Origin of the sequence: Geodermatophilus sp. CPCC 206100, assembly GCF_048569675.1 — a bacterium.
GTDB lineage: Bacteria > Actinomycetota > Actinomycetes > Mycobacteriales > Geodermatophilaceae > Geodermatophilus.
Window position 1 is genome coordinate 57,868 of record NZ_JAQISV010000022.1, and the last position, 26,767, is coordinate 84,634.

General features: G+C 74.2%; 31 protein-coding genes. 19 read left to right on the plus strand and 12 right to left on the minus strand.

Annotated features, from left to right (window positions below; all coding sequences use genetic code 11):
* Positions 1-82 precede the first annotated feature (82 nt).
* Together PGN05_RS12585 and PGN05_RS12590 are read left to right on the plus strand one after the other, a co-directional pair.
* A complete protein-coding gene (locus PGN05_RS12585; protein WP_419752888.1) occupies positions 83-691 on the plus strand; it encodes a sulfite oxidase-like oxidoreductase in 609 nt (202 codons plus the stop codon).
* 106 nt (positions 692-797) lie between these two features.
* Positions 798-1,457, plus strand: a complete 660-nt coding sequence (locus PGN05_RS12590) for an FAD-binding oxidoreductase (RefSeq protein WP_419752889.1) — start codon at positions 798-800, stop codon at positions 1,455-1,457.
* A 69-nt stretch (positions 1,458-1,526) separates the two neighbouring features.
* Here PGN05_RS12590 and PGN05_RS12595 read toward each other — a convergent pair whose 3' ends face one another.
* Positions 1,527-2,813: a DUF4872 domain-containing protein gene (locus PGN05_RS12595; protein ID WP_419752890.1), complete on the minus strand. Its 1,287-nt coding sequence runs from the start codon at positions 2,811-2,813 to the stop codon at positions 1,527-1,529.
* Positions 2,814-3,048: 235 nt separating this feature from the next.
* On the minus strand, positions 3,049-4,503 hold the full coding sequence (locus PGN05_RS12600) for a M1 family metallopeptidase (protein WP_419752891.1): 1,455 nt from the start codon (positions 4,501-4,503) through the stop codon (positions 3,049-3,051).
* Positions 4,504-4,736: 233 nt separating this feature from the next.
* Between PGN05_RS12600 and PGN05_RS12605 the strand changes: the two genes are divergently transcribed.
* Positions 4,737-5,252: an N-acetyltransferase family protein gene (locus PGN05_RS12605; protein WP_419752892.1), complete on the plus strand. Its 516-nt coding sequence runs from the start codon at positions 4,737-4,739 to the stop codon at positions 5,250-5,252.
* Positions 5,253-5,255: 3 nt separating this feature from the next.
* Here the strand turns inward: PGN05_RS12605 and PGN05_RS12610 are convergent, their stop codons facing one another.
* Entirely contained in the window at positions 5,256-5,954 is a 699-nt protein-coding gene (locus PGN05_RS12610) for a monooxygenase (RefSeq protein ID WP_419752893.1), read from the minus strand.
* 95 nt (positions 5,955-6,049) lie between these two features.
* On the opposite strand from PGN05_RS12610, the gene PGN05_RS12615 reads away from it, so the two are divergent.
* From PGN05_RS12615 to PGN05_RS12625, 3 genes are read left to right on the plus strand one after another with little or no spacing between them, the layout of a single operon-like run.
* Positions 6,050-6,862 (plus strand): formate/nitrite transporter family protein, encoded by an 813-nt coding sequence (locus PGN05_RS12615; protein WP_419752894.1) that lies wholly within the window; start codon positions 6,050-6,052, stop codon positions 6,860-6,862.
* Between the two features lie 51 nt (positions 6,863-6,913).
* Positions 6,914-7,816, plus strand: a complete 903-nt coding sequence (locus tag PGN05_RS12620) for an ABC transporter ATP-binding protein (protein WP_419752895.1) — start codon at positions 6,914-6,916, stop codon at positions 7,814-7,816.
* The gene (locus PGN05_RS12625) at positions 7,813-8,562 is read left to right on the plus strand and encodes a hypothetical protein (protein ID WP_419752896.1); all 750 of its coding nucleotides are present in this window, start codon (positions 7,813-7,815) and stop codon (positions 8,560-8,562) included. Before PGN05_RS12620 ends, PGN05_RS12625 begins: the two co-directional genes overlap by 4 nt.
* Here the strand turns inward: PGN05_RS12625 and PGN05_RS12630 are convergent.
* Positions 8,559-9,104, minus strand: coding sequence for a DUF1990 family protein (locus PGN05_RS12630; RefSeq protein ID WP_419752897.1), 546 nt, complete (start codon positions 9,102-9,104; stop codon positions 8,559-8,561). The genes PGN05_RS12625 and PGN05_RS12630 overlap by 4 nt on opposite strands.
* Positions 9,105-9,149: 45 nt before the next feature.
* On the opposite strand from PGN05_RS12630, the gene PGN05_RS12635 reads away from it, so the two are divergent.
* Both PGN05_RS12635 and PGN05_RS12640 read left to right on the plus strand, forming a co-directional pair.
* Complete coding sequence (locus PGN05_RS12635; RefSeq protein ID WP_419752898.1) at positions 9,150-10,001, plus strand: HipA family kinase; 852 nt, start codon at positions 9,150-9,152, stop codon at positions 9,999-10,001.
* Positions 9,998-10,390, plus strand: a complete 393-nt coding sequence (locus PGN05_RS12640) for a DUF3037 domain-containing protein (protein ID WP_419752899.1) — start codon at positions 9,998-10,000, stop codon at positions 10,388-10,390. The genes PGN05_RS12635 and PGN05_RS12640 overlap by 4 nt, the downstream gene beginning before the upstream one ends.
* Positions 10,391-10,405: 15 nt before the next feature.
* Here the strand turns inward: PGN05_RS12640 and PGN05_RS12645 are convergent, their stop codons facing one another.
* The 6 genes from PGN05_RS12645 to PGN05_RS12670 all read right to left on the minus strand — a co-directional run bounded on the left by PGN05_RS12645 (position 10,406) and on the right by PGN05_RS12670 (position 14,679).
* Positions 10,406-10,699, minus strand: coding sequence for a 4a-hydroxytetrahydrobiopterin dehydratase (locus PGN05_RS12645; protein WP_419752900.1), 294 nt, complete (start codon positions 10,697-10,699; stop codon positions 10,406-10,408).
* Positions 10,700-10,808: 109 nt separating this feature from the next.
* Entirely contained in the window at positions 10,809-11,519 is a 711-nt protein-coding gene (locus PGN05_RS12650; protein ID WP_419752901.1) for a phosphoadenylyl-sulfate reductase, read from the minus strand.
* A 168-nt stretch (positions 11,520-11,687) separates the two neighbouring features.
* Entirely contained in the window at positions 11,688-13,361 is a 1,674-nt protein-coding gene (locus tag PGN05_RS12655) for a nitrite/sulfite reductase (protein ID WP_419752902.1), read from the minus strand.
* Positions 13,362-13,461: 100 nt separating this feature from the next.
* Positions 13,462-13,548, minus strand: coding sequence for a putative leader peptide (locus tag PGN05_RS12660; RefSeq protein WP_419752951.1), 87 nt, complete (start codon positions 13,546-13,548; stop codon positions 13,462-13,464).
* Positions 13,549-13,613: 65 nt separating this feature from the next.
* The gene (cysC, locus tag PGN05_RS12665; protein ID WP_419752903.1) at positions 13,614-14,165 is read right to left on the minus strand and encodes an adenylyl-sulfate kinase; all 552 of its coding nucleotides are present in this window, start codon (positions 14,163-14,165) and stop codon (positions 13,614-13,616) included.
* A 31-nt stretch (positions 14,166-14,196) separates the two neighbouring features.
* The gene (locus PGN05_RS12670) at positions 14,197-14,679 is read right to left on the minus strand and encodes an RrF2 family transcriptional regulator (protein ID WP_419752904.1); all 483 of its coding nucleotides are present in this window, start codon (positions 14,677-14,679) and stop codon (positions 14,197-14,199) included.
* Positions 14,680-14,725: 46 nt separating this feature from the next.
* Between PGN05_RS12670 and PGN05_RS12675 the strand changes: the two genes are divergently transcribed.
* Both PGN05_RS12675 and PGN05_RS12680 read left to right on the plus strand, forming a co-directional pair.
* A complete protein-coding gene (locus PGN05_RS12675; protein ID WP_419752905.1) occupies positions 14,726-15,487 on the plus strand; it encodes a (deoxy)nucleoside triphosphate pyrophosphohydrolase in 762 nt (253 codons plus the stop codon).
* A 214-nt stretch (positions 15,488-15,701) separates the two neighbouring features.
* Entirely contained in the window at positions 15,702-16,586 is an 885-nt protein-coding gene (locus PGN05_RS12680; protein ID WP_419752906.1) for an endonuclease domain-containing protein, read from the plus strand.
* Between the two features lie 93 nt (positions 16,587-16,679).
* Here PGN05_RS12680 and PGN05_RS12685 read toward each other — a convergent pair whose 3' ends face one another.
* Complete coding sequence (locus PGN05_RS12685) at positions 16,680-16,850, minus strand: CsbD family protein (protein WP_419752907.1); 171 nt, start codon at positions 16,848-16,850, stop codon at positions 16,680-16,682.
* A gap of 342 nt (positions 16,851-17,192) precedes the next feature.
* Here PGN05_RS12685 and PGN05_RS12690 point away from each other — a divergent pair, with 342 nt between their 5' ends.
* From PGN05_RS12690 to PGN05_RS12720, 7 genes are all read left to right on the plus strand, one after another.
* Entirely contained in the window at positions 17,193-18,833 is a 1,641-nt protein-coding gene (locus PGN05_RS12690) for a peptide ABC transporter substrate-binding protein (protein ID WP_419752908.1), read from the plus strand.
* Between the two features lie 139 nt (positions 18,834-18,972).
* On the plus strand, positions 18,973-19,896 hold the full coding sequence (locus tag PGN05_RS12695; protein ID WP_419752909.1) for an ABC transporter permease: 924 nt from the start codon (positions 18,973-18,975) through the stop codon (positions 19,894-19,896).
* Positions 19,889-20,839 (plus strand): ABC transporter permease, encoded by a 951-nt coding sequence (locus tag PGN05_RS12700; RefSeq protein ID WP_419752910.1) that lies wholly within the window; start codon positions 19,889-19,891, stop codon positions 20,837-20,839. The genes PGN05_RS12695 and PGN05_RS12700 overlap by 8 nt, the downstream gene beginning before the upstream one ends.
* Positions 20,836-21,888, plus strand: coding sequence for an ABC transporter ATP-binding protein (locus PGN05_RS12705; protein ID WP_419752911.1), 1,053 nt, complete (start codon positions 20,836-20,838; stop codon positions 21,886-21,888). Before PGN05_RS12700 ends, PGN05_RS12705 begins: the two co-directional genes overlap by 4 nt.
* Positions 21,889-22,018: 130 nt before the next feature.
* Positions 22,019-23,017 (plus strand): ABC transporter ATP-binding protein, encoded by a 999-nt coding sequence (locus PGN05_RS12710; RefSeq protein ID WP_419752952.1) that lies wholly within the window; start codon positions 22,019-22,021, stop codon positions 23,015-23,017.
* A gap of 92 nt (positions 23,018-23,109) precedes the next feature.
* Positions 23,110-24,006, plus strand: a complete 897-nt coding sequence (gene mshB / locus PGN05_RS12715; RefSeq protein WP_419752912.1) for an N-acetyl-1-D-myo-inositol-2-amino-2-deoxy-alpha-D-glucopyranoside deacetylase — start codon at positions 23,110-23,112, stop codon at positions 24,004-24,006.
* On the plus strand, positions 24,003-24,419 hold the full coding sequence (locus PGN05_RS12720) for a hypothetical protein (RefSeq protein WP_419752913.1): 417 nt from the start codon (positions 24,003-24,005) through the stop codon (positions 24,417-24,419). Before mshB ends, PGN05_RS12720 begins: the two co-directional genes overlap by 4 nt.
* On the opposite strand, the gene PGN05_RS12725 is transcribed toward PGN05_RS12720, so the two are convergent.
* Positions 24,376-25,131, minus strand: coding sequence for a GNAT family N-acetyltransferase (locus PGN05_RS12725; protein WP_419752914.1), 756 nt, complete (start codon positions 25,129-25,131; stop codon positions 24,376-24,378). The two genes, PGN05_RS12720 and PGN05_RS12725, sit on opposite strands and share 44 nt — an antisense overlap.
* A gap of 176 nt (positions 25,132-25,307) precedes the next feature.
* On the opposite strand from PGN05_RS12725, the gene fdxA reads away from it, so the two are divergent.
* Together fdxA and dapC are read left to right on the plus strand one after the other, a co-directional pair.
* Positions 25,308-25,634, plus strand: coding sequence for a ferredoxin (gene fdxA, locus PGN05_RS12730; protein WP_419752915.1), 327 nt, complete (start codon positions 25,308-25,310; stop codon positions 25,632-25,634).
* 29 nt (positions 25,635-25,663) lie between these two features.
* Positions 25,664-26,752 carry a succinyldiaminopimelate transaminase gene (gene dapC, locus PGN05_RS12735; protein ID WP_419752916.1) on the plus strand — a complete coding sequence of 363 codons (1,089 nt, stop codon included), beginning with the start codon at positions 25,664-25,666 and terminating at the stop codon, positions 26,750-26,752.
* Positions 26,753-26,767: the final 15 nt, after the last annotated feature.

Consider the following 26,767-nt stretch of genomic DNA (forward strand, 5'->3'; position numbering starts at 1 on the left):
GTAAGGCCGCCCTAACTCGCTACCCTGCGCCGAGGTCGCCGCGCGGCGCCTCGACCGGGCCCCCAACGGGAGGAACCGTCCAATGACCGGACCCACCCGCGGCTTCCTGGGCCGCCGGCACCAGCGCGATCCCCGTCTCCCGCCGGGGCAGTACGACACCGGGCCCACCTGGCCGGTGCTGACCGCCGAGCCCACCCCGCGGATCGCGCCCGAGACGTGGACCATGACCGTCGACGGCCGGGTGGAGTCACCCACCACGTGGAGCTGGGACGAGGCCCACGGGCTGCCCCGCTCGGAGTACCGCGGGGCCATCCACTGCGTGACCACGTGGTCGAAGTTCGACACCTGGTTCGCCGGGGTCAGCGTCGACACCCTGCTGGAGGCGGCCCGGCCCACCGCCGAGGCGCACTTCGTCATGGCGACGTCGAAGACCGGCTACACCACCAACCTCCCGCTCGAGGACGTCACCGGCGGCAAGGCGTGGGTCGTCTGGGAGTACGACGGCGGGCCGCTGCCCGTCGAGCACGGTGGGCCGGTGCGCTTGCTGGTGCCGCACCTCTACTTCTGGAAGAGCGCCAAGTGGGTCACCCGGCTGACGCTGATGGAGCGGGACCAGCCGGGGTTCTGGGAGCAGAACGGCTACCACGACCGGGGCGACCCGTGGCGCGAGCAGCGCTACCAGGGTGACTGACGAAGGACCTCGCCGCCCCCCGCCGCTCGCGAGCTCGCGGCGGGACCCTGCGCCGAGGCCGTCAGACCACCCTCACGCGCCGACCGGCGGCTGGCGGACCGCGACCGTGGCCGGCGTCGACCACCCGGTCGAGCGCGGCGTGCGGCTGCGCCTGGACGTCGCCGACCGGGTCGACCACCTGGCCGGGCAGCACTACGTGGTCCGGCTGACCGCGCCGGACGGCTACACCGCCCAGCGCTCCTACTCGGTGGCCTCCGCGCCGGGCGACCCGCTGGTCGAGCTGTTCGTCGAGCGGCTGGAGGACGGCGAGGTCTCCACCTTCCTGGCCGACGTCGTCGAGCCGGGCGACGAGCTGGCGGTGCGCGGCCCGATCGGCGGCTGGTTCGTGTGGGAGGGCGACGGGCCGGCGCTGCTGATCGGCGGCGGCACGGGGGTGGTGCCGTTCGTCGCCATGCTCCGCACCGCCCGGGCGCTCGGCCGGACCGACCTCCTGCGGATCGCCGTGTCCACCCGCACCCTGGCCGGGCTGCCCTACGCCGAGGAGCTGGTGGCGGCCGGCGCACTGGTGGTCACGACCCGCGAGCCGCACGGCATCCGCCCGGCCGGCCGGCTCACCGCCGCCGACCTCGTGCCGCTGTGGGAGCCGGGGCAGACGGCCTACGTGTGCGGGTCGGCGCCCTTCGCCGAGGCGGCCAGCCAGCTGCTGGTCGGCACGGGCGTCCCGGCCGAGGACATCCGCGTGGAGCGCTTCGGCCCCAGCGGCTGAGCGGCCGGGTGCGGCACCGCCCTCCGGGGCCGTGCCGCACCCGGCGGCCAGCGCCGCCGGGACGCCGGCTCACCCGGCGGCCAGCACCGCCAGGGCGGCGCAGGCCTCGCGCTCCACGGCCAGCACCTCGGCGGCCAGGCCGGCGAGGCGGTCCAGCTGGGCGAGCCGGTCGGCCTCGGCGACGTCGAGCTGCTCGGTCAGGGCCCGCGCCCGGCGCGCGAGGTCCTGGATCTCGGGAGCGGCCGCACTGCCCTGGTCGAGCAGCAGCTCCAGTCGCCGCTCGGCCAGCTCGCGGTAGGGCGCCATGACCCCGCCGGCGGCCTCGTCGGCGATCCGCGTCCACAGCTCCCCGGATCGGCGGTACAGCCGGGCGCACGCGGCAGCCGCCGGGGCGTCGAGGACGGCCCCCGCCTCGTCGAGGAAGTCGGCGTAGAGCGGCCGCATCGCCCCGGGGGAGGAGTGGTCGGTGGTGAGGCAGTCGTGCAGCCGGCGCATCGCCGTCCCGAAGGCGGGGCCGCTGCCGAACAGCCGCGCCCAGCCGGACCTCCCGCGCCGGTCGGCCACGGCGTCGGCCCACTTCGCCAGGCCGCGCAGGCCGAAGTTGCCCGCGAAGTTGCCGGCCATGACGTCCTCGGTGAGGTCGTGGACGGTGCCCGCCAGGGCGGACCGCACCGCCGGGGCCAGCGCGACCGGGGTGTCGTCCGGCTCGACCACGAGCATCCGCTGCTTGCTCGGCCGGTGACCCGAACGGGCCGCGGCGAACACGCCCTCGGGCAGCGGGATCGGCGCGAGGCAGTCGTCGTCGAGCAGCACGGTGCCCTCCGCGCGCCCGAGCAGGCCCACGTCGTGCGGCGCCGCACCCGGGAGGTCGTCGGCCCAGACCTGGTGGGGGAGCAGCGCGCGGTCGACCGTGCAGATCGGCGTGCGCCCGGCGGCCAGTGCGGCGTCGAGCTCGCGGGCCGCCTTCGCCGCGCTGGTGGTCTCGACGACCCGGTGGGCGACCCCCGCCCGCTCCAGGGCGCCCGGGAGGAACGGCCGCGGGTGGGCGCGCGGCACGATCGTCATCGTCGGCAGCGAGTCGGCGTAGGAGAACGAGAAGTACATGAAGCCGATGCCCCCGGCCAGGCCCGCGACGACCTCCTCGGACAGCGGCCGGCCGTCGGTGTCGGCGACGACGCCGGCCGCGGCCAGCACGTGGGTGAGCAGGGCGCTGTCGTGGTGGCGGGCGCCGCCGACGGCGGGTTCGGCGGGCGGCTGCAGCGACGCGGTCAGGTGCCGGTGCGCGGTCGTGTAGGGCTCGCCGGTCCGGGCCATGCGGGCACGGACGGCAGCCTTGAGGTGCTTGTGGCGGGTCATCGGGAGCTCCCTCGGCGGCGTGGGTCCGTCCGACCCCACGCGTCGCCGGACCCGGCCGCAGCGGAGAGGGCTCGTCTGCCGCAGTTCGGGTGCCCCGAGGACCTGATCCCCTCTGCCCTCGCACGGCCGGAGGCGTGGGCTCCCGGTCAGAGGGTCCGGCGTGGGGTACGCCGAGCCCCTGACGCTACCGGGCCCCGGCCCCCGCGCGGAAGGAGGCGCCGGGGCCGGCCGCTGCTCAGCCGAGCGCCGGTCGCTCCGGGGTGAACAGCCAGGCCTGGAACAGGTCGTCGAGCTGCCGCCCGGAGAGCTCCTCCGCCAGCGCGATGAACTCGTCGGTGGTGACCGCCTCGCCCGCCCGGGACGTGGCCCACTCCTCGAGGATCTGGGAGAAGGTCGTGTCGCCCACCACCTGGCGCAGGCTGTGCAGCGTCATCGCCCCGCGGTTGTACACGGCGGCGTCGAAGAGCGCGGCCGTGCCCGGATCGCCGATGGCCACCTGCCAGAACTCCGGGGGCGCGTCGTTGTAGAGCGCGTCGAACTGCTGCTGCGCCGTGGCGATGCCCTGGTGCTCCAGCCACAACCACTCGGCGTAGGACGCGAAGCCCTCGTTCAGCCAGATGTGCTGCCAGGCGGCCAGCCGGACGGAGTCCCCGTACCACTGGTGCGCCAGCTCGTGGACCACGACGACGTCGCCGAACACCGGGTCCAGGAAGAAGCCCGGCGAGTAGACCGGCCGGGTCTGGGTCTCCAGCGCGAACAGCAGGTCGGGCACCGCGTCGACGATCCCGCCCGAGGTGCGGAAGGGGTACGGCCCGAAGGAGCCGGACAGGAACTCGAGGATCTCCGGCTGCCGCGCGAACGACGCCCGGACCTGGTCGACGACCGGTACCGCCGCCGGCGCCTCCGCCGGCGGGGGAGCGTTCGGGTCCGGGAAGGGAACGGCGGCGGCGTCGAGGTCGATCGCGTCCCAGAACCGGATCCCGTCGGCCTCGTAGGCGGCGATCTCGAACTCGCCGACCGCCAGCGTGGCCAGGTAGGGGGCCATCGGCTCGCGGGCCCGCCAGGTCCAGGTGGTCCAGCCGTCGCGGGTCCGGGTGTCCTCCAGTCGCCCGTTGGAGATGCCCTCCAGTCCCTCCGGGACGGCGATCGCGACCGTGAGGGAGGCGGCGTCGCGCGGGTGGTCGTTGGCCGGGAACCACGTGGCCGCGACGTCCGGCTGGCCCACGACCAGCGCGCCGTCGTCGGTGTGGATGAACCCCGACGGCCCGATCAGGGGGTCCTGGATCGTCGCGGGCACCCCGGAGTAGCTGACGGTGACGGCGAACTCGTCGCCCTCGCGCAGGGGGCGCTCGGGCGTGACGGTGAGCTCGCCCTCCGCGCGGGTGTACGCGGCCGTCCGACCGTCGACCTCCAGCGCGGAGATCTCCAGGCCGGCGAAGTCGAGGTTGAAGGCCGACAGCGCCTGGGTGGCCACCGCCTCGACCGTCGCCGTCCCCGACAGGACGTCGGTGGCCGGGTCGTAGCGCAGGTCGAGGTCGTACTCCTCGACGTCGTAGCCGCCGTTGCCGTCCAACGGGAAGTAGGGGTCCCCGATCCCGGGCGCCCCCGGCGTGGGCTCGCCGCCGAGGTCCCCGCGGTCGTCGGCGACCGCCGTGCCCGGCACCAGTCCCACGAGGACCGTCGTGGTCACCACTGCTGCTGCCCTGCGGGCCATCGCCACTCCCGGCGCTGCGTCGTGCATCTCCCCCCGGACAGCCGGACGCTAGCCGCGGGGGATGAGGCGCGGCGACCGGACGATCCGGTACCGGGGCGTTTCGTCACCGTGTGCGCCGAGGCTGCGGCTGTGAGCCACGTCACATCCACCGGCCAGACGGGACCTGCCCGCGTCCCGGGCCGGCGGCGTCGGCCGGGAGAATCGTCGCCATGCACACCGAGGTCTCGCCGATCGTGGCCGTGGACGAGGAGCTCCGCTCGCGGTTGCTGGCCTGCTGGACCGACGTCAGCAACGCCGGCGGGGCCGTCGGCTTCGTCCCCCCGGTGACGACGGCGGACCTCGCGCCGCACCTGGACGCGGTGGTCGAGCGGGTGCACCGGGGTCGGGAGCTGATCGCGCTGCTGCGGGTGGACGGCGCGGTCGCCGGGTTCGCCGTCCTGTCCCTGCCGATGAGCCCGCTGCGGACGCACTGGGCCACCGTGCTGCGGGTGCAGGTGCACCCCGACCGGCAGGGCCAGGGGCTGGGCCGGGTGCTGATGACCGGCGTCCACGACATCGCGCGCGAGCGCGGCCTGGAGTTCCTGCACCTGACCGTGCGCGGTGGCACCGGCATCGAGGCGTTCTACGAGGGGCTCGGCTACCGCGAGTTCGGCCGCATGCCGGGGGCCATCCGGGTGGCGCCGGGGGACGACCGCGAGGAGATCCACCTGACCTGTCGGCTCTGACCCTCAGGTCAGCGGATCGCGGCCGTCCACCGTCCCCTCGGCTGCCAGCAGGCCCAGGCGGGCGAACAGCTCCTCGGCGTACCAGCCCTCCTGGGCGGTCCGCCGGACCACCTCGACGTGCGCCGCGCGGTCGTAGGCGAAGGCGTTCAGTGCCGCCGCGGAGTCCCAGACGCTGACGGTGCCCTGCAGGCCGATCGGCGCCTCCCCGATGCCGAGCGCCAGCCGCAGCCCCGGGCTGGTGTTCAGGTCGGCCGACACCGGGGGGACGGCGCGCCAGAACGCCAGCGCCTTGCGCGGGACCAGCCGGGCGCGGGTGACCGCGACGACCGGGCCGTCCCACCGCTGCGGCCAGGGCCGGCCGAACGGCTCCTCCCGCGACCAGCGGCCGCGGGCCGACAGGGGCCGCAGGCGGGCGGTCCACTGCTCGTCGGCGATCCGCTGCCACCGGCGGACGACGTCCCCGCGCTCGAACTCCGCGGCGGCGGAGGCGTCGTCCCAGACCGCCAGCAGCGCCCACCGGCGGGGGTCGGCGTCCCGCACGGTGAACGTCCGCCCGCTGCCGGTGCCCAGCAACTTGGCGAACCGCAGCCCCGGGGCGCGCCGCAGCGGCCGCCGGTCGGCGGCCATCCGGAGCAGCGCGGCCGGCACCGACCGGGTCGGCACCCCCCAGACGTGCAGCGTCGCCAGCCGTCGCGTGGTCATGCCGCCCATCCTCCCCGGGACCGGCGTGCGGCGGCCCGGCGCCGGGTAGAGGCCCCCCGCCGGTCCCGCAGGGGGTCTGTCCAGGAGGGAGCGCCGTGGCGCAGTCCGTACGCGAGGAGCTGGGCCAGACCGACGCGCCCGCCGAGGACCAGGTGGTGGAGGCCTTCGACCGGATCGTCGACGAGGGCGCCCAGCGGCTGCACCGGTCCTGGCGGGAGGTGCTCACCACCGGGCTGGCCGGCGGGCTGGAGGTGGCCACCGGCGTGGTGGCGATGCTCGCCGTCTACGCCGAGACCGGCAGCCACCTGCTGGCCGGCCTGGCGTTCAGCATCGGGTTCGTCGCGTTGATGCTGGCCAAGAGCGAGCTGTTCACCGAGGGCTTCCTGGTGCCGGTGACCGCGGTGGTCGCCGGCCGGGCGAGCGCGGGGCAGCTGGCCAAGCTGTGGGCGGGGACGCTGGTGGCCAACCTGGTCGGCGGATGGCTGGTGATGTGGCTGGTCGTGCACGCGCTGCCGCCGCTCGGCGCGACCGCGATCGAGTCGGGGCGCACCTTCGTCGACGCCCCGCTGGACCTCACGGCGGTGTGCCTGGCGCTGCTGGCCGGCGCCTTCATCACGCTGATGACCCGGATGCAGCACGGCGCGACCTCGGAGGCCGGCAAGCTCGCCGCGTCCGTCGCGGGGGCGTTCCTCCTGGCCGGGCTGGTGCTGTTCCACTCGATCCTCGACTCGCTGATCCTCTTCGGCGCCATCCACGCCGGGGCGCCCTACGGCTACGGCGACTGGCTGGCCTGGTTCTGGTACACGACGCTGCTCAACGTCGTCGGCGGCCTGGTGGTGGTCACCTTCCTGCGTCTGGTGCGCAGCAAGGAGCTCATCGAGCGGGAGCGGGCGGCCGCCGGGGCCTGACCCGGCCGTGCCTCCCGCACGGGCGGCCTGACGGTCGCCATGCTGGGCGCCGTGATCGAGCTCGACGGCCTCACCAAGGAGTACCGGGACCGGGTGGCCGTCGACGACCTCACCGTCCGCATCGAGCCCGGCCGGGTCACCGGCTTCCTCGGCCCCAACGGCTCGGGCAAGACGACGACGATGCGCTGCGTCCTCGGCCTGACCCGTCCCACCGCCGGGGCGGCGACCGTGCTCGGCGTGCCCTACCGGCAGCTCGACCACCCGATGCGGCGGGTCGGCGCGCTCATCGACGCCTCCGCGCGCCACCCCGGCCGGACGGCGCACGCCCACCTGCTCGCCCTCGCCCAGAGCAACGCGCTGCCCCGCTGGCGGGTGGACGAGGTGATCGAGCTGGTCGGCCTCGGCAGCGTCGCCTACGAGCGGGTCCGGGGCTTCTCCCTCGGGATGGGGCAGCGCCTGGGCATCGCCGCGGCGCTGCTGGGCGACCCGGAGGTGCTGCTGCTCGACGAGCCGGTGAACGGACTGGACCCCGAGGGCATCCGCTGGGTGCGCCAGCTGCTGCGCGGGCTGGCCGACGAGGGCCGCACCGTGCTGGTGTCCAGCCACCTGATGAGCGAGATGGAGGACACCGCCGACCACCTCGTCGTCCTCGGCCGGGGGCGGCTGCTGGCCGACGTGTCCGTTCCGGACCTGCTGGGCCGGCACGCGGCGGTGCGGGTGCGCAGCCCGCAGGCGCCGCTCCTGTCGGCCGCGCTGCGGGAGGCGGGGGCGAGGGTGTCCCTGGAGGTCGACGGCGCGCTGCGGGTCGAGGGCGTGGACACCGCCGCGGTCGGCGACGTCGCCTTCACCGCAGGGGTGCGGGTGCACGAGCTCGCCCCGGTCACGGTCTCGCTGGAGGCGGCCTACCTCGCGCTGACCGGCGACGACGTCGAGTACCGCGCGGTGGCCCGGTGAGCCGCGGGGTCCCGTTCTCCGCGGTGCTGCGCGGCGAGTGGACCAAGCTGCGCACGGTGCGCTCGACGTGGTGGTGCAGCGCCGTCTACGTGGTGGTCGTGCAGGCGTTCAGCTGGCTGGCGGCGTCGGTCGCGGACCGGGCACCGACGGCCGGGGTCGCCGTCGCCACGGCGCTCACCGGATTCGGCTTCGGGCAGGTCGTGGTCGTCGTCCTGGGCGTCCTCGTCGGGGCGGGGGAGCACACCACCGGCATGGCGGTCGCCTCGTACGCGGCGGTTCCGCGGCGCACCCGGCTGCAGGTGGCCCGGACGGTCGTCGTCGGGGTGCTGGTCGCGGTGCTGACCGCCGTCCTGGCCGTCGGCTGCGCCCTCGCCGCCCGGCTGCAGACGGCCGTGCCCGGCGGGGTGGACCTCGCCGACCCGTCGGTGCTGCGGCCCCTCGGCCTGCAGGTGCTGAGCGCGGTCGCCCTCGCCGTGCTCGGGGTGGCCGCCGGGACGATGCTCCGGTCGACCGCCGGCGGGGTGGGCCTGTGCCTGGCGCTGGTCCTGGTCGTGCCGGTGATCCTGGCCGCCGACGGCGCCGAGTGGAGCGAGCGGCTGGGGGAGGCCATGCCCGCGCTGCGGGTGGGCGAGGACGCCTTCCTGGTCGGGGCCGCCTCCTGGTCGGTCGGGCTGGTCGTGTGCGCGACGTGGGCGCTGGGTGCCTGGGCGATCGGCGCCGTGCTGCTGGAGCGCCGGGACGTCTAGCCGCGCGCGGCGGACCGGATCGCCGACAGGTACCGCGCCGTCGCCAGGCGCTGTACCAGCGTGCTGACCGGCCCACCCAGGCGGGCCAGCGGCGAGGCCAGCCGGGCGAAGACCCGCAGCCGGAAGACGACGTCGCCGCCGGGCTCCAGGCGCACCAGGAACGCCTCCTCGCCGCTCTCCGGGTGGCCGGGCAGCGTGCCGTAGGCGAAGCCGCGCTCGGCGCCCTCCGTCTGCGCCCACACCACCCGGCAGGGGATGTCGTAGCCCGGCCGGGGCAGCCCGGCGGTGAGGACGACGACGGTCCCGGGCTCGGACGCCGGCCCGGTCGCCCGCACCCGCAGCCCGACGCCGCGCTGCGCCCGCCAGTCGAAGACCGCCGCGACGGCCCGCTCGAACACCGCCTCGCCGCGCCCCACCACCACCGAGCGCTCGACGTGGTCGTAGCCGGCCGGCAGCTCGGCGTCCCGCGTGCCGCCGACCTCGGCGTAGGTGAACGGCGCGGCGGCGAGGTCGGCGGGGGAGGTCGCACGGAGGAGGCCCACACCCGCAGTCTCCCCGGCGGGCCCGCCGGTAGGGTCGCGGCCACTGTGCTGCCCGCCGTCACCGCCACCCGCTACGTCACCCCGCTGCGCGAGGGTGGCTCGCTGCCGGGGCTCATGGAGGCCGACGACCTGGGCACCTACGTGGTCAAGTGGCGGGCCGCGGGGCAGGGCGTGAAGGTCCTCGTCGCCGAGGTCGTGTGCGGCGAGCTGGCCCGCGCGCTGTCGCTGCCGGTGCCCGCCCTGGTCACCGTCGACGTGGCGCCCGAGCTCGCGGTCGGGGAGCCCGACGTCGAGGTGCAGGAGCTGCTGCAGCGCTCCGCCGGCCGCAACCTCGGCCTGGACTACCTGCCCGGCGCCCTCGACTTCGAGGCCGGCGTCGCGACGGTGGAGCCGGAGCTGGCCGGCCGGGTGCTGTGGCTCGACGCGTTGATCGGCAACGTCGACCGCTCCTGGCGGAACCCGAACATGCTGTTCTGGCACGGCCGGCTGCAGCTGATCGACCACGGGGCCGCGCTGACGTTCCACCACAACTGGCCCGGCGCCGCCGCCGCGGTGGCCCGGCCCTACGACGCCGCGCAGCACGCGCTGATCGACTGCGAGCCGCACGTGCGGGCCGCCGACGCCGCCCTGGCGCCCCGGGTCACCGCCGACCTGCTCGCGGGGGTGCTGGCGCAGGTCCCCGACGACTGGCTGGAGGGCCCCTCGCCGGACGACGAGCCGGACGCCGTCCGCGCCCGCTACGCCGACCAGCTGCTGTCCCGGCTGGCCGCCCGCGACGCGTGGCTGCCCCCGCTGGTGGCCGCGGCCGCCGCGGGCGGGTCGCGCCGCCGGGCGCCGCGCGGGGAGAACCGGCCGGCCTGGCTGGGCCCGCCGCCCGAGGGGATGAGCCAGCAGTGAAGCGCGAGACCTTCGAGTACGCCGTGCTCCGCGTGGTGCCGCGGGTGGACCGCGGGGAGTCGCTGAACGCCGGAGTCCTCGTCTACTGCCGGCAGCGCGACTACCTGGGCTCGCGGGTGCACCTCGACGTGGCCCGGCTGCACGCGCTGGACCCGACCGCCGACGCCGAGGCCATCCGGCGGGCGCTGCAGGTGGCCGCCGACGTCTGCGCGGCCGACCCGGCGTCGGGCGCGGCCGGTCGCGAGGCGCTGGGGTCGCGCTTCCGCTGGCTCACGGCCCCGCGCAGCACCGTCGTCCAGCCGGGGCCGGTGCACACCGGGCTCACCGACGACCCGGACGCCGAGGCCGACCGGCTGCTCCGTCTCCTGGTGCTGCCGGTCCAGCCCTGAGAGGGGACCGCCGCCTCAGCCGGGGAGGAGGGCGTCGATCCGGCGGGCGAGCTGGACGTCGAGGTCGGTGACCCCGCCGGCGGAGTGGCTGGCCAGCGTCAGGTGCAGGGTCCGCCAGCGCAGGTCGACGTCCGGGTGGTGGTCGAGCTCCTCGGCGACGAAGCCGATGCGGACCAGCGCGGCGACGGCGTCCGGGAAGCCGGGCAGCTCGACGCTGCGGCGCAGCCCGTCGCCGTCCCCCGACCACAGCGGCAGGCCGGACAGCGCAGCGGCGATCTCGTCGGGGGACAGGCGCGGCGGTCGGGGCACGGCCGTCAGTCTGCCGCGCTGGACGGCCTCGTTCCAGGGCCCCGCGGCGTCGGCCCCGTCCCGAGGCTCGCCCTGAGCTCGCGAAGGGTGGGGAGGACGGGGTCCTTCCTCAGAGGTGCAGGCCGCACTCGGTCTTGCCGCGGCCGGCCCAGCGCCCGGCGCGCGGGTCCTCGCCCGGGGCCACCGGCCGGGTGCAGGGCGCACAGCCGATGGAGGCGTAGCCGATCTCCTGCAGCGGGTTGACCGGCACCTGGTGCTCGGCGATGTAGGTGTCGACGTCGTCCTGCGTCCACGCGGCGAGCGGGTTGACCTTCACCATCTCCCGCTTCGCGTCCCACTCGACGACGCGCGTCCCGGCGCGGGTCGGCGACTCGTCGCGGCGCACGCCCGACCCCCACGCGACCAGGCCCGACAGCACCTCCGCCAGCGGCTGGACCTTGCGCAGCGAGCAGCACAGGTCCGGGTCGCGCTGGTGCAGCTCCGCGCCGTACCGGGCGTCCTGCTCGGCGACGGTCTGCGGCGGCGTGACGTTCACCAAGGTGATCGGCAGCACCGAAGTGATCCAGTCGCGGGTGCCGATGGTCTCGGCGAAGTGGTAGCCGGTGTCGAGGAAGACCACCTTGACGCCGGGCACGGCCTCGCTCGCCAGGTGCGCGAGCAGACCGTCGGCCATGGACGACGTGATCGCGAAGTCCTCGCCGAAGGTGTCCCCGGCCCAGCGCAGCACCGCGAGGGCCTGCTCCACCGGGTCGGCGATGTCGGCGAACCAGCCGTCGGCCGCCTTCGCCAGCAGCGGTGTCGGACGCAGGGCGATCGTCATGGGTGCTGCACTCCAGTCCCGGTGAGTCGCACGGTGAAGGTCCGCAGGCAGGCGGCGCAGTGCCACTCACCTCCGTCCCCGTGGGGTGTCAGTTCCTCGTCGCCGCAGTACGGGCAGCAGAAGACCGGCAGCTGCCGGCTCGATCGGCCCGTCGGCTCCTCGTCCATGTCAGAGCAGCCAGGCTTCCTCGGCGCGGGCGACGTAGGCGGCGAAGCCCTCGCCCGGCTCGCGCCGCTGGAGGTACCCGCGCAGCACCCGCTCGCAGTAGTCGGCGCTCTCGGCCTTGGTGACCTTGTGCCCCCGGAACTTGCGCCCGAAGGACGCCTCGACGCCGAGGTGACCGCCCAGGTGCACCTGGAAGCCCTCGACCATCTCGCCGGAGTCGTCGCGCACCATCGAGCCCTTGAGACCGATGTCGGCGGTCTGGAACCGGGCGCAGCTGTTCGGGCAGCCGTTGACGTTGATCCCGATCGGCACGTCGAAGTCCGGCAGCCGCTTCTCCAGCTCGGCGTAGAGGTCCTGCGCGTGCTGCTTGGTCTCGACGATCGCGAGCTTGCAGAACTCCAGGCCGGTGCAGGCCATCGTGCCGCGGCGGAACGCGCTCGGGCGCACCAGCAGGTCGTGCCGGGACAGCGCGGTGACCAGCTCCTCGACCCGCTCGTCCGGGACGTCGAGGATGACCATCTTCTGCTGCGTCGTCGTCCGGGTCCGCCCCTGCCCGTACTCGTCGGCGAGGTCGGCGATCCGGGTGAGCAGGGAGCCGCTGATCCGGCCGGTGCGCAGCGCGAAGCCGACGGCGTTGGCGCCGTCCTTCTGCTTGGCGACGCCGACGTGGTCGCGCTGGTCGTGCTTGGGCGGTGCGGCGGCCGGGCCGTCGGGCAGCGGGGAGTGGAGGTACTCCTCCTCTAGGACCTGCCGGAACTTCTCCGGGCCCCAGTCGGCCATGAGGAACTTGATGCGGGCGCGGGTGCGCTGCCGGCGGTAGCCGTAGTCGCGGAAGACGGAGGTGCAGGCGGCCCACACCTCGGTCACCTGGTCGGGACGGACGAAGACGCCGACCCGCTGGGCGAACATCGGGTTGGTCGACAACCCGCCACCGATCCAGAGGTCGTAGCCGGCCTCGCCCGCCTCGTTGCGCACGCCGACGAAGGAGACGTCGTCGATCTCGGGCTCGGTGCAGTGGTCGACGCACCCGGACATCGACGTCTTCCACTTGCGCGGCAGATTGCTGAACTCCGGGCTGCCGACGTACTTCGCGACCGTCTGCGCCATCACGTCGCTGGCGTCGAGCACCTCGTCCTCGAGGACGCCGGCCAGCGGGCAGTTGAGCATGCCGCGCGGGGTGTCGCCGCAGGCCTCGGTCGTGGTGAGGCCGACCGCCTCGAGCCGCCGCCAGATCTCCGGGACGTCCTCGATGCGGATCCAGTGGTACTGGATGTTCTGCCGGTCGGTGACGTCGGCGACGTCGCGGCCGAAGTCGGTGCTGATGCCGCCGATGGCCCGCAGCTGGGCGCTGGTCAGGGCCCCGCCGTCGGTGCGGACCCGCATCATGAAGTACGAGTCCTCGAGCTCCTCGGGCTCCAGGACGGCGGTCTTGCCGCCGGGGATGCCCTGGGCCCGCTGGGTGTAGAGGCCCATCCAGCGCATCCGGCCGCGCAGGTCCCCGGGGTCGATGCCGCCGAAACCGGTGTGCGCGTAGATGTCGAGGACGCGCTGACGGACGTCGAGGCCGTCGGAGTCCTTCTTCATCCGCTCGTTCGGGTTCAGCGGCTCCCGGTAGCCCAGAGCCCACTGGCCCTGACCACGCTGAGGCCGGCTGCTCGTGCGGGTGGAGGAGGTCACGAGGGCACTTCCTTCTGCGCCTGTCCGCACGGCACCGCGGCCGGGTACGGGAGGGCGCTGCGAGATCGGAGGGCGCAGCGGCGCTGCGCGGGACCGGGAGTCAGCGCGCGGGGCGACAGACGGCGCTGCTCACGCGCGCCAGGTCGATGTGGCGCCGCGCGACGAGGAACTGCCCGCGGTCGGTCACGGGATCCAGTCTCCCATAAGTCCACCGATCTGGTGCTGTGACCCAGACAACTCGGTCGCCACCGGTCAGGCGACGGCGGCGGACTCCTCGTCGATGGCCGCGCGGATGCGGGCGACGGAGTCGGCCAGCGGGGTGACCGAGGTGTCGATGACCAGCTCGGCGCGGGCGGGCGGCTCGTACGGGTCGTCGATGCCGGTGAACCCGGGGATCTCGCCGGCCCGGGCGCGGGCGTAGAGACCCTTGACGTCGCGGTCCTCGCAGACCTCCAGCGGGGTGGACAGGTGCACGAGCAGGAACCGGCCGTTCCTCTCCACCAGGGCGCGGGCCTCCTCGCGGGCGGCCTCGTAGGGGGCGATGGCCGCGACGACCACCGTGCCGCCGTGCTTGACCACCTCGCCGGCGACGAACCCGATCCGGCGGATGTTGAGGTCGCGGTGCTCGCGCGTGAAGGACAGCTCGCTGGAGAGGTGGGTGCGCACGACGTCGCCGTCCAGCACCGTGACCGGCCGGCCCTCGGCCTCCAGCGAGGCCACCAGGGCGTCGGCGATCGTGGACTTCCCCGCGCCGGACAGCCCCGTGAGGAACACGGTGACACCCGGTCGCTGCGTGCCTGTCATGTCCGCCAGTCTCGCCCAGGACCCGGGGGCGTCACTGGGCCGGGTCGTCCCCGAACGAGCGCCACGCCTCCTCGAGCGCGGTCAGCTCGGCCACGGCGGCGGGGAGCTTGCCCGCGACGACGTCGGCGAGGGTGACCTCCTCCAGCACCCGCCGGTAGGACGCCCGGGCGGCGACCCACACGTCGGCCAGCGACCCGGCGGCCCCGGGGTACTCGACGTCCTCCGGGCGCTGGCCGTGCACCTCGGCGAGGAACCCCTGCTCGATCCGCATCACCCGGGCGATCGAGACCTCCTCCGGGGGCAGGGCCAGCCGGTAGCCGCCCTCGCGGCCGCGCTGGCTGGTCACCAGCCGGGCGTGCTGCAGGTCGCCGAGGATCGACTGCAGGAAGCGGGAGGGGATGCCCTGGGCGGTCGCGATCCGGTCGCAGGTGAGCGCGTCCGGCGCCGCCGCGGCCAGCTCGACGGCGGCACGGACGGCGTAGTCGACCCGGGCGGTGATGCGCACGAGGGTCATCCTGCCGTGGGATGGGCCGGAGCTCCTGGTCTGGGACCCTGATCGGGTGTCGCAGCTGCGTTTCACCACGCTGGTCGAGGCGCCGCTGACCGTGGCGTTCGACGTCGCGCGCGCCCTCGGCCGACCCTGGCCGACGCCGCTGGAGGAGGTCGTGTCGGTGCGGCCGGCGCGGGACGTCTACGCGATCGGGCCCGGCCGCGGGTGGCGCTGGCTCACCCACTCCCGCCGGTTCACCCCCACCGGCGCCGGCACCCTCGTCGACGAGCAGGTCGACTGGTCGACGTCCCTGCCCGCGCCGCTCCGCTGGGGACTCGACCGGCTGCTGCGCCGCCGCATCCTGCGTGCCATGCGGGCGCACCTGGACGCCTACGCGGCCGCGGCCGCCCGCCGCGCGCTCGACGTCGTCCAGGTGGTGGGCGCGGCGCTGGTCGAGGGCGACCGGGTGCTCGTCGCGCAGCGGTCGGGCGGGCCCTACGACGGCTGCTGGGAGTTCCCCGGGGGCAAGGTCGAGCCCGGGGAGGACGACCTCGACGCGCTCGTGCGGGAGATCGGCGAGGAGCTGGGCGTGACCGTCGCCCCGCAGGCGTTCCTCGGCGAGGTGGTGCTGGACGGCGTGGTCGCCGGCGGGCTGCCCGGTGCCTCGACGCTGCGGGTGTGGTGGGCGCGGGTCGTCGACGGCGGGCAGATCACCGCCCACGAGCACGCCGAGCTGCGCTGGCTGACCGCCGACGAGCTGGCGGCGCTGGACTGGATCCCCGCCGACCGCCCCCTGCTGCCCGCCGTCCGCGCCCTCCTCGCCCGCCTCTGACCCGCCCCTGTCGGTTTCCGTGACAACCGACGCCGTGGTCTGTCGGTTGTCACGACAACCGACGCCGTGGTGTGTCGGTTGTCGCGAGAACCGACGCCGTGGTCTGTCGGTTGTCGCGAGAACCGACGCCTCGCTCTCCCCGGCGCCCTCGCCGAGCCGACGGCGGCTGTGGACAACTGCGTTCCCCACGGCGATCGTCGGCCAGCATCCGCGCATGCTGCTGCGATCGACGGGTCTCCACGGCGTGTTCGTCGGCTCCCACGCCATCGCGGAGGGCGCACTGACGATCCGGCAGCTCCGGGAGGGTCCCTACGTCCGTGTCCTGCACGGCGTGTACGCCGACCCGTCGCTCCCGCGGGACCACCTCCTGCGCTGCCGCGCCGCGGCCCTGCTGATGCCGGGCGGAGCGGCCTTGGGCGGGAGGTCGGCGGCCGCCCTCCTGGGCGCGCCGGCGCCCTCCTACGGGGATCCGGTCACCGTCGTCGTCCCGGGTCCGCTGCGGTGGGCCGGACCGGCGGGCGTGCGCGTGCACCGGACGGACCTGCAGGACCACGAGGTCGGACTCGCGGTCGACGACCTGCCCGTCACATCGCCACTGCGGACGGCGTGGGATCTCGCGGTCCTCGAGACGTTGCCCACGGCGGTCGGTGTGCTGGATGCGATGCTCTCCACCCGGGTCGTGACCGCCGAGCAGTTGCGGCAGGTCCTGGATCGCAGCGCGGGGCGGTGGGGGCTGCGACGGGTGCGGCGCGCACTCGACCACGTGGACGGCCGCAGCGAGAGCCCGCCGGAGTCGTGGGTGCGGGTCGCCTGCGCCCAGGCCGGGCTCCCCGCACCCGTGCCCCAGTACGAGGTGGTGCACGACGGCAGGTGGCTCGGCCGGGTCGACCTCGCCTGGCCGGCGCACCGCGTGATCGTCGAGTACGACGGGGAGCACCACTTCGACGACCTGCAGATCGTGAAGGACGACGCCCGGCTCGGTCGACTCGTCGCAGCCGGGTGGACGGTCATCCGGTTGTCGGCGGCGGACCTGCGCTCCATGGACGCCGTCGTCCGCCGGATCGGCGAGGCGCTGGGCGTGTCGACCACCCGCCGTTGACTCCCGAACCGTCGGTTTCCGTGACAAACGACCGGGAACGGGTGCGGACGCCGTCCCGTGGGGGACAGCGTCCGCACTGACGAGTCGACCGGACTACTTGAAGATGTCCTTGACCTTCTCGCCGGCCTGCTTGAGGTTGCCCGACGCCTGGTCGGCCTGGCCCTCGGCCTTGAGGTCCGGGTCGTTCGTCGCGTCCCCGACGGCCTCCTTACCCCTGCCGGACAGCTCCTCGGCCTTGTTCTTCATCTTGTCCATGCCGCTCATGTCGGGCTCCTCTCCTCGGTGGCGAGGGGGTTCCGTACCCCGGCCGGTCGACCCCGACACCCGGCCGCAACAGTTGCGGCGAGAGCGGCTTCCCGCCGCAAGCCGTCCGGGCCGAACCGGGCACCCCGGGCGCAACCGTGATTCCACATCGTGAGATCCTGAGCCGAGGTCACAAGTCGGTGACGGTCGTGGACGCTCTTCGCGGAGCGCGCCTAGGGTCGCCCGTCGTACCGACAGACTCCGGTACCTGTCCGCACGACCCCAGCTGCCCGGCCGACGGTGCACTGGCTGCTGGGTGAACCGACATTCCCCCCGCATCGCGGGTCGAGGGAGGCATTGCACGTGAGGTTGAGCAAGCGCTCTGCTGCGCTCATCGCGACCGGCCTGGCCGGCGCGATGCTGCTGTCCGCCTGTGGCGGTGGCGACGACGACGGAGGCTCCGGGGGGAGCGGCGGCGACGGCGGCACCTTCAGCATGTACATCGGTGAGCCGGAGAACCCGCTGGTCCCCGGGAACACCAACGAGACCGAGGGCGGTCAGGTCCTCTACTCGCTGTTCACCGGACTGGTCCAGTACGACCCGGAGACCAGCGAGGCCACCTTCACCGGTGTCGCGGAGTCCGTCGAGTCCCCGGACCAGACGACCTGGACCGTGACGCTCAGGGACGGCTGGACCTTCCACGACGGCACCCCGGTCAACGCGCAGTCCTTCGTCGACGCGTGGAACTACACGGCGTACAGCCCCAACGCGCAGGGCAACTCGTACTTCTTCGCCAACATCGCCGGCTACGACGACCTGCAGGCCCCCGAGGCCGGCGGTCAGCCGGCGGCCACCGAGATGAGCGGTCTGCGCGTCGTCGACGACCTGACCTTCGAGGTCACCCTGAGCTCGCCCTACGCCCAGTGGCCGACCACCCTCGGCTACAGCGCCTTCTACCCGTTGCCCGAGGCCTTCTTCGACGACCCCGAGGGCTTCGGCGAGCAGCCGATCGGCAACGGCCCGTTCCGGGCCGACGAGCCCTTCGTCCCCGGCCAGGGCATCACGCTCACGCGCTACGACGAGTACGGCGGCGACCAGCCGGCGAACGCGGACTCGGTCGAGTACCGGGTCTACGCCGAGCAGGACACCGCCTACACCGACCTGCAGGGCGGCAACCTCGACATCATCGACGAGCTCCCGCCGGACGCCCTGGCGTCGGCAGCGGACGAGTTCGGTGACCGGCTCATCGAGACCGAGCAGGGTGACATCACCTCGCTCAGCTTCCCGACCTACGACCAGCGGTTCGCCGACCCGAACGTCCGCCGGGCCTTCTCGATGGCCATCGACCGGGCGGCGATCACCGAGGCGATCTTCCAGAACACCCGGACCCCGGCCAAGTCGTTCATCAGCCCGGTCGTCGACGGGTACCGCGAGGACGCCTGCGACGTGTGCGAGCTGAACGTCGAGGAGGCCAACCGCCTGCTCGACGCGGCCGGCTTCGACCGGAGCCAGCCGGTGGACCTGTGGTTCAACGCCGGTGCCGGGCACGACGCCTGGGTGGAGGCCATCGGCAACCAGTTCCGCGAGAACCTCGGGATCGAGTACACGCTGCGCGGCGAGCTGCAGCAGTCCGAGTTCCTCCCGCTGAAGGACGCCAAGGGCATGACCGGTCCGTTCCGCGACGCGTGGATCATGGACTACCCCGTGGCCGAGAACTTCCTCGGCCCGCTGTACTCCACGGCGGCCACGCCCCCGGCCGGGTCGAACTACACCTTCTACAACAACCCCGAGTTCGACGCGCTCCTGGCGCAGGGCAACTCCGCCGCGAACAACGAGGACGCGATCGCCGCGTACCAGGCAGCGGAGGACATCCTGATCCGGGACATGCCGTCCACGCCGCTGTTCTACCGGGTCAACCAGGCCGGGCACTCCGAGAACGTCGACAACGTGGTCATCGACGCCTTCAACCGCGTCGACACCGCCGCCGTCACCGTCGTCGGCTGATCCCAGCAAGGACCCGCACCACCCGCCGGGGGCGCCCGTCCGATGAGGACGGTCGCCCCCGGCGGCGCGCGTGCCCCGCACCGGGCACGATGAGACCGGCGCCGCCCGAGCGCGGCGGCGCACACAATCGAGGGGGGACATGGGCCGCTACGTCGCGCGCCGGTTGTTGCTCACCATCCCGGTCCTGATCGGCGCGTCCTTCCTGATCTTCGCGATGGTGTACGCCCTGCCGGGCGACCCCATCCGGGCCCTGGGCGGGGACCGCCCGCTCGCCCCCGCCGTCGTGGCGCAGCTGCGCGACGACTACAACCTCGACGACCCCCTCGTGATCCAGTACGCCAAGTACGTCGGTGACCTCTTCCAGGGCGACTTCGGCACCGACTTCCGCGGTCGCGAGGTTCTCGACACCATCCAGCAGCGGCTGCCGGTCACCGTGCGGCTGACCGTCGTGGCCATCGCCATCGAGGCCGTCATCGGCATCATCGCCGGCGTCCTCGCCGGGATCCGGCGCAACGGCTTCCTGGACAACCTGGTGCTGGTCTCCAGCACCCTCGTGGTGTCCGTGCCGATCCTGGTGCTCGCCTTCGTGGCGCAGTTCCTCTTCGGGCTCCAGTTCGGCTGGTTCCCCATCTCCGGCATCGGCGAGGGCTGGTACAGCTTCCTGCTGCCGGGCCTGGTGCTCGCCGCGGGCTCGCTGGCCTACGTCGCCCGCCTGACCCGCACCAGCGTCGCGGAGAACATGCGCGCCGACTACGTGCGGACGGCGAAGGCCAAGGGCCTGCCCCGGCGCACGATCATCGTGCGGCACACGCTGCGCAACAGCCTGATCCCCGTGATCACCTTCATCGGCGCCGACATCGGCAGCCTCATGGGCGGCGCGATCGTCACCGAGTCGGTGTTCAACCTGCCCGGGATCGGGCGGGCGATCTTCGACGCCGTCCGGCAGCAGGAGGGCGCGGTCGTCGTCGGGATCGTGACGCTGATGGTGTTCTTCTTCATCTTCTTCAACCTGGTGGTCGACGTGCTCTACGCCGTCCTCGACCCGAGGATCCGCTATGACTGACCAGCAGCAGGCCGACCTGCGCCACGACGAGGTCGAGGCCGGGACGACGACGGGGCTCGCCAGCCCCTCGGTCGACGTCACGGAGGCCCGGCAGAACAGCCTGTGGAGCGACGCCTGGGGCGAGCTCAAGCGCAACCCGCTGTTCTGGATCGGCGCCGTCCTCGGGCTGCTGTTCCTGCTGATGGCGATCTTCCCGCAGCTGTTCGCGCGGGGCGCCGACCCGCGGTCCTGCAGCCTGTCCAACAGCAACCAGAAGCCGTCGGCCGAGCACTGGTTCGGCTTCGACCAGCAGGGCTGCGACTACCTGGCGAACGTCGTCTACGGAGCGCGGAACTCGCTGGTCATCGGCGTGCTGGCGGTGCTGGTGATCCTGGTGATGGGCGTGGTCGTCGGGGCGGTCTCCGGCTTCTTCGGCGGGCTCACCGACAGCCTGCTGTCCCGGATCACCGACATCTTCTACGCGCTGCCGCTGGTGCTGGGTGCCCTCGTCGTGCTCCGCAGCGGGGTCCTCGGCCGCGGGGTGGTCGCGGTGGCCATCGCCCTGGCCGCCTTCGGCTGGATGACCGCGATGCGGCTGGTGCGGTCGCAGGTGATCGCGGTGAAGAGCTCGGACTACGTGGCCTCGGCGCGGGCGATGGGCGCCTCCAGCGGGCGCATCCTGGTCCGGCACATCCTGCCCAACGCGGTCGCGCCGGTGCTGGTCTACACGACCATCACGATCGGCGTCCTCATCGCCGCCGAGGCGACGCTGACCTTCCTCGGGGTCGGGCTGCAGCGCCCGGCGATCTCGTGGGGCCTGCAGATCGAGTCCGGTCAGTCGCTGCTGCGCAGCGCGCCGCACCTCGTGCTGTTCCCCAGCATCATCCTGACCCTGACCGTGATGGCCTTCATCATGATGGGCGACGCCCTCCGGGACGCCCTCGACCCGAGGCAGCGCGCATGACCCGTCCCGACCTGTCCAAGGCCACCCGCCCGGCGCCGGGCGCCGGCACCCCGGTCCTCGAGGTCGACGACCTGCACGTGGAGTTCCGCACCCGGTCGGGCGTGGTGAACGCCGTCAACGGCGTGAGCTACACGCTGGCCGAGGGGGAGACGCTCGCGATCCTGGGGGAGTCCGGCTCCGGCAAGTCGGTCTCCGCCCAGGCGATCATGGGCATCCTCGACAGCCCGCCAGCGGTGATCACCGGCGGCGGCATCTTCTTCGAGGGCCGCAACCTGCTGGAGCAGCCGGAGGAGGAGCAGCGGAAGGTCCGCGGTCCGGGGATCTCGATGATCTTCCAGGACGCGCTGTCGTCGCTGAACCCCGTCTACAGCGTCGGCTTCCAGATCGGCGAGATGTTCCGCGCGCACCGCGGCACCTCCCGCAAGGAGGCCAAGCAGAAGGCCGTCGAGCTGATGGACCGGGTGCGCATCCCGGGCGCGGCCGCGCGGGTCAACGACTACCCGCACCAGTTCTCCGGCGGCATGCGCCAGCGCGTCATGATCGCGATGGCGATCGCGCTGGACCCGCGGGTGCTCATCGCCGACGAGCCCACCACCGCCCTCGACGTCACCGTGCAGGCGCAGGTCATGGACCTGCTCAAGGACCTGCAGCGCGACACCGGGATGGGGCTCATCCTCATCACCCACGACCTCGGCGTCGTCAACGAGGTCGCCGACAACGTCGCGGTCATGTACGCCGGCCGGATCGTCGAGCGCGGCACCGTGGACGACGTCTTCGGCAACCCGGCGCACCCCTACACCGACGGGCTCATGAGCTCCGTTCCGCAGGTGGAGGCCAAGGGCGGGCGACTGCAGCCCATCGTCGGGCAGCCGCCGAACCTGGCCGCCATCCCCAGCGGCTGCCCCTTCCACCCGCGCTGCTCACGCCGGCGGCTGGGGGCCGCGGCCGCACCGGGCCGGGAGTGCGCGACCGACGTCCCGCCGCTGCGCCTGGTCGTGCCCGGGCGCGAGGCGGCCTGCCACTACAGCGAGGAGGTGCTGGGTGTCTGAGGACAGCTCCGGGAGCATCGCAGCGAGGAACGAGCGAGGAGCGGACCGGGGCGCGGAGGCAGGCCAGAGGAGGCGGTCCGACGACCCGGCCGGGGCCACGGCGGTCCCGCACGACACGACCGGCGAGACCCTGCTCGAGATCCGCGACCTGAAGAAGCACTTCCCGCTCACCCAGGGCGTCGTCTTCAAGCGCACCGTCGGGCACGTCCGCGCCGTGGACGGCGTCAACCTGACCATGCGCCGCGGGGAGACCCTGGGCCTGGTCGGCGAGTCCGGCTGCGGCAAGTCCACGGTGTCGAAGCTGCTCGTCGCGCTCGAGAAGCCGACGTCGGGGTCGATCCTCTACAAGGGCCGCGACGTGTCCCGGATGGGCAGCCGCGAGCTCAAGGAGTACCGGCGCGAGGTCCAGATCATCTTCCAGGACCCGTACTCGTCGCTGAACCCGCGGATGACCGTCGGCGACATCGTCGCCGAGGGCTGGGCGGTGCACGCCGACGTCGCCCCCAAGAAGGGCCGGCTGCAGCGCACCCAGGAGCTGCTCGACCGCGTCGGCCTCAACCCCGACTACGTCAACCGCTACCCGCACCAGTTCTCCGGCGGCCAGCGGCAGCGCATCGGGATCGCGCGGGCCCTGGCGCTGCGGCCCGAGGTCATCATCTGCGACGAGCCGGTGTCGGCCCTCGACGTCTCGGTGCAGGCGCAGGTGGTCAACCTGCTGGAGGACCTGCAGGACGAATTCGGGCTGGCCTACCTGTTCATCGCCCACGACCTGTCGGTGGTGCGGCACATCTCCGACCGGGTCGCCGTGATGTACCTGGGCAGCGTCGTGGAGCAGGGCACCGACGAGCAGGTCTACACCGCGCCGTCGCACCCCTACACCCAGGCGCTGCTGTCGTCGGTGCCGCTGCACGAGCCGGCGCTGCGGGGTCAGAAGGACCGCATCCTCCTGCAGGGCGACGTGCCCAGCCCGGCGAACCCGCCCTCGGGCTGCCGGTTCCGCACCCGCTGCTGGAAGGCGCAGGACATCTGCGCCGAGGAGGCCCCGGCGCTGGTCGACCGCGGCCAGGGCCACCCGTCGGCGTGTCACTTCGCCGAGGCCCGCATGGTCGTCCCCGTCGACGCCGAGTAGAGCCAGCCCGGCGGGCACGGCGCCGGGGCCGCCCGCAGCGGTCCCGGTGCCGTGCCCGCTGCCCTGTCAGAGCCCCCGGAGAGAATGCCCCCGTGACCGCCGACCGACGCCTGCTGCTCGTGCACGCCCACCCCGACGACGAGACGATCAACAACGGCGCGACGATGGCGCGCTACGCCGCCGAGGGGGCGTCGGTCACCCTGCTCACCTGCACGCTGGGCGAGGAGGGCGAGGTCCTCGTGCCCGAGCTGGAGCTGCTCGCCGCCGACGCCGCCGACCAGCTCGGTGGCTACCGGATCGGTGAGCTGCAGGGGGCCATGGACGCCCTCGGGGTCGCCGACTGGCGCTTCCTGGGCGGCCCCGGCCGCTACCGGGACTCCGGGATGATGGGCACCCCGGCCAACGCCAAGCCGCGCGCCTTCTGGAACGCCGACCTGGACGAGGCGGTGGCGCACGCGGTCGCCGTCGTCCGCGAGGTCCGGCCGCAGGTCGTCGTCACCTACGACGAGAACGGCGGCTACGGCCACCCCGACCACATCCAGGCCCACCGGGTGGCGATGGCCGCCGTCGAGCGCGCCGCCGACCCGGGCTACCGCCCCGACCTCGGGCCGGCCTGGGACGTCGCCAAGGTGTACTGGTGCTGCATGCCCCGCTCGGTCCTGCGGGAGGGCATCGAGGCGATGGCCGCCCTGGGGGAGGACTCCCCGTTCGAGGGGCTGGGCGACGTCGAGGAGGTGTCGTTCGCCGTCCCCGACGAGCTGGTGACCGCCGCGGTCGACGGCCGGGCGCACGCCGGCCGCAAGGACGCCGCCATGCGCGCGCACAGCACGCAGATCACCGTCGACGGGCCGTTCTTCGCGCTCTCGAACAACCTCGGCCTGGAGGTGCTCGGGATCGAGTACTACCGCCTGGTCCGGGGCGAGCGCGGGCCGGCCGGTGCCGCGCCCAACGGCTGGGAGGACGACCTCTTCGCCGGCCTGGCCGGATGACCCGCAGCCCCTGGGCGCGGGCCGGGGCGGGGCTGCTGGTCGTCGTGGCAGCGGTGGAGCTGGCGCTGGTCGAGGTGTTCTGGCTGCCGCTGCGGGTGTTCGGCGTCCTCGTCCCGGTCTCGGTGGCCGCGGCGGTGGTGGGCAACCTGCTGCTGGTGTCGCTGGCCGCCCGGCTCACCGGGTCGCGGATCGCGGCGGCGCTGCCGGCGCTGGTCTGGCTGGTGATCGCCGTCGGGGGCAGCATCCGCCGCCCGGAGGGGGACCTGGTCGTCACCGGCGGCGGTGCCTCCGGGTTCGTCAGCCTGGCCTTCCTGCTGTGCGGGGTGGTCGCCGCCGCCTTCGCCGTGGGCCGGGTGATGGCCGCGCCGGTCAGCCGGCCGCGTACCGGTAGTGGTAGCGGTGGTGCTCGATGAACCCGGCGCGGCGGTAGAGCGCCCGGGCCGGCTCGTTCGACGACGTCACCTGCAGGTACACCCACCGCGCCCCGCGGTCGGCACCCCAGCGCTGCACCGCGGCCATGACGGCGGTCGCCAGGCCGGTCCGGCGGTGGGCCTCGACGACGGTGACCGCGGCGACCCCGAGCCAGTCGCCGGTGACCACGCCGCGCGCGACGGCGGCCAGCGGCGCGGGCTCCGGCTCCAGCCGCACCGAGGCGAAGACGACGTCCTCGGCGTTGGTCAGCACATCGCGGGCGGTGGGGGGCAGCGGGCGGCCGCGGTGGTGGTAGCCGGCCAGCCATGCGTCGTCCGGCTCGGCCGCGAGCTCCACCGGGACCGCGCCGTCGGGTGCGGGCGCGGCCAGCGGGGCGGTGAGGACGAGGACGTCCTCGTCGCGCTCCCAGCCGGCGGCGGCGAACGCGGCGTCGGCGGTGCGCGCCTGGCGCCCGGGCAGCTGGGCGCACGGGCGCAGGCCCCGGTCGCGGTACCAGTCCGCGACGGCGCCCACCGCCTCGTCCAGCGGGACCCCCGGGTCGCCCACCACGAGGGCGGAGTTGGCCCGCCCGGTGAACCCCCCGCCGGCCCGCAGCAGCCAGTCCCCGAGCGGCGCCTCCTCGGAGCCGCGCCAGCCCCGTGCGGCGAGCCGTTCCAGGTCGGCGACGTCCAGGGGTGCGCGGCTCTGTCCCATGTCGCGATCCTGCGGGGTGTCGCCCGGCGGTGCCCGCGCGGGTCCCGGGGCGACCCGTCGCGCCCCGGGCACGGACGACGCGCCATACTGAGCACCGGAGAAGACCGAGCACGGTGAGGACCGGCCTGGTCCGGACACCAGTGCCCGAGGCCGCGCGTCCCCAGGAGGGAACCAGAGTGACCTACGTCATCACCCAGGCCTGCGTCGACGTCCTGGACAAGGCGTGCATCGACGAGTGCCCGGTGGACTGCATCTACGAGGGCGACCGGATGCTGTACATCCACCCCGACGAGTGTGTGGACTGCGGCGCCTGCGAGCCGGTGTGCCCGGTGGAGGCCATCTACTACGAGGACGACGTCCCGGACAAGTGGAAGGACTTCTACAACGCCAACGTGGAGTTCTTCACCGACCTCGGCAGCCCGGGTGGTGCGGCGAAGACCGGCAAGATCGGCAGGGACCACCCGCTGGTCGCCGCGCTGCCGCCGCAGGCGGAAGGGCACTGACGACGACCGTCAGCGGGGCGGCCGCCGGGGTGCTGCCCGACTTCCCCTGGGACTCCCTGGCCGGCGCGCGAGCGAAGGCGGCCCGGCACCCCGGGGGCGTCGTCGACCTCTCCATCGGGACGCCCGTCGACGACACCCCCGAGGTGCTGGTGCACGCCCTCGCCGCGGCCGGCAACGCCCCCGGCTACCCGACGGCGCTGGGCACCGCCGACCTGCGCACCGCCGCGGCCGGCTGGCTGCAGCGGCGGCTCGGCGTCCGGCTGGCCGACCCGCTGGGCACTGCTCCGTCGGTGATCCCCACGATTGGCTCCAAGGAGCTGGTCGCGCTGCTGCCCACGATGCTGGGGCTGCGCGGCGGCGGCACCGTCGTCGTCCCCGAGGTCGCCTACCCCACCTACGAGGTGGGGGCCGTGCTGGCCGGGCTCGGCGTGCGGCGCACCGACACGCCGCCGGCCGACGCCACCGGCGTCGTGCTCGCCTGGCTCAACTCCCCGGGCAACCCGCACGGCCGGGTGCTCTCCGACGACCAGCTGCGGGCGTGGGTGGCCTGGGGCCGGGCGCACGGCGTCCCGGTCGTGGCCGACGAGTGCTACGTGACCCTGGGCTGGGACGTGACGCCCCGCTCGATCCTGCACCCGGCGATCGCCGGCGAGGACCACGCCGGCCTGCTGGCCGTGCACTCGCTGTCCAAGCAGTCCACGGCCGCGGGGTACCGGGCCGGCCTGCTCTCGGGTGACCCGGAGCTGGTCCGCCAGGTCTGGGAGGTGCGCCGCCACCTCGGCCTGCTGGTACCCGGGCCGGTGCAGGCCGCGATGGTCGCCGGCCTGGCCGACGACGCGCACGTCGAGGCGCAGCGGGAGCGGTACGGGGCCCGGCGGGCGGCGCTGGCCCCGGCGGTCCGGGCGGCCGGTGCCCGCATCGACCACTCCGAGGCCGGCCTCTACCTGTGGGTCACCCGCGACGAGGACTGCTGGACGACGATCGACTGGCTCGCCGGGCTGGGCATCGTCGCCGCTCCGGGTTCCTTCTACGGCCCGGCCGGCACCCGGCACGTCCGCCTGGCGCTCACCGCCGCCGACGAGCGGGTCGCCACCGCCGTGGAGCGCCTCGGCGCCTGAGCGTCCCGTCGTCCC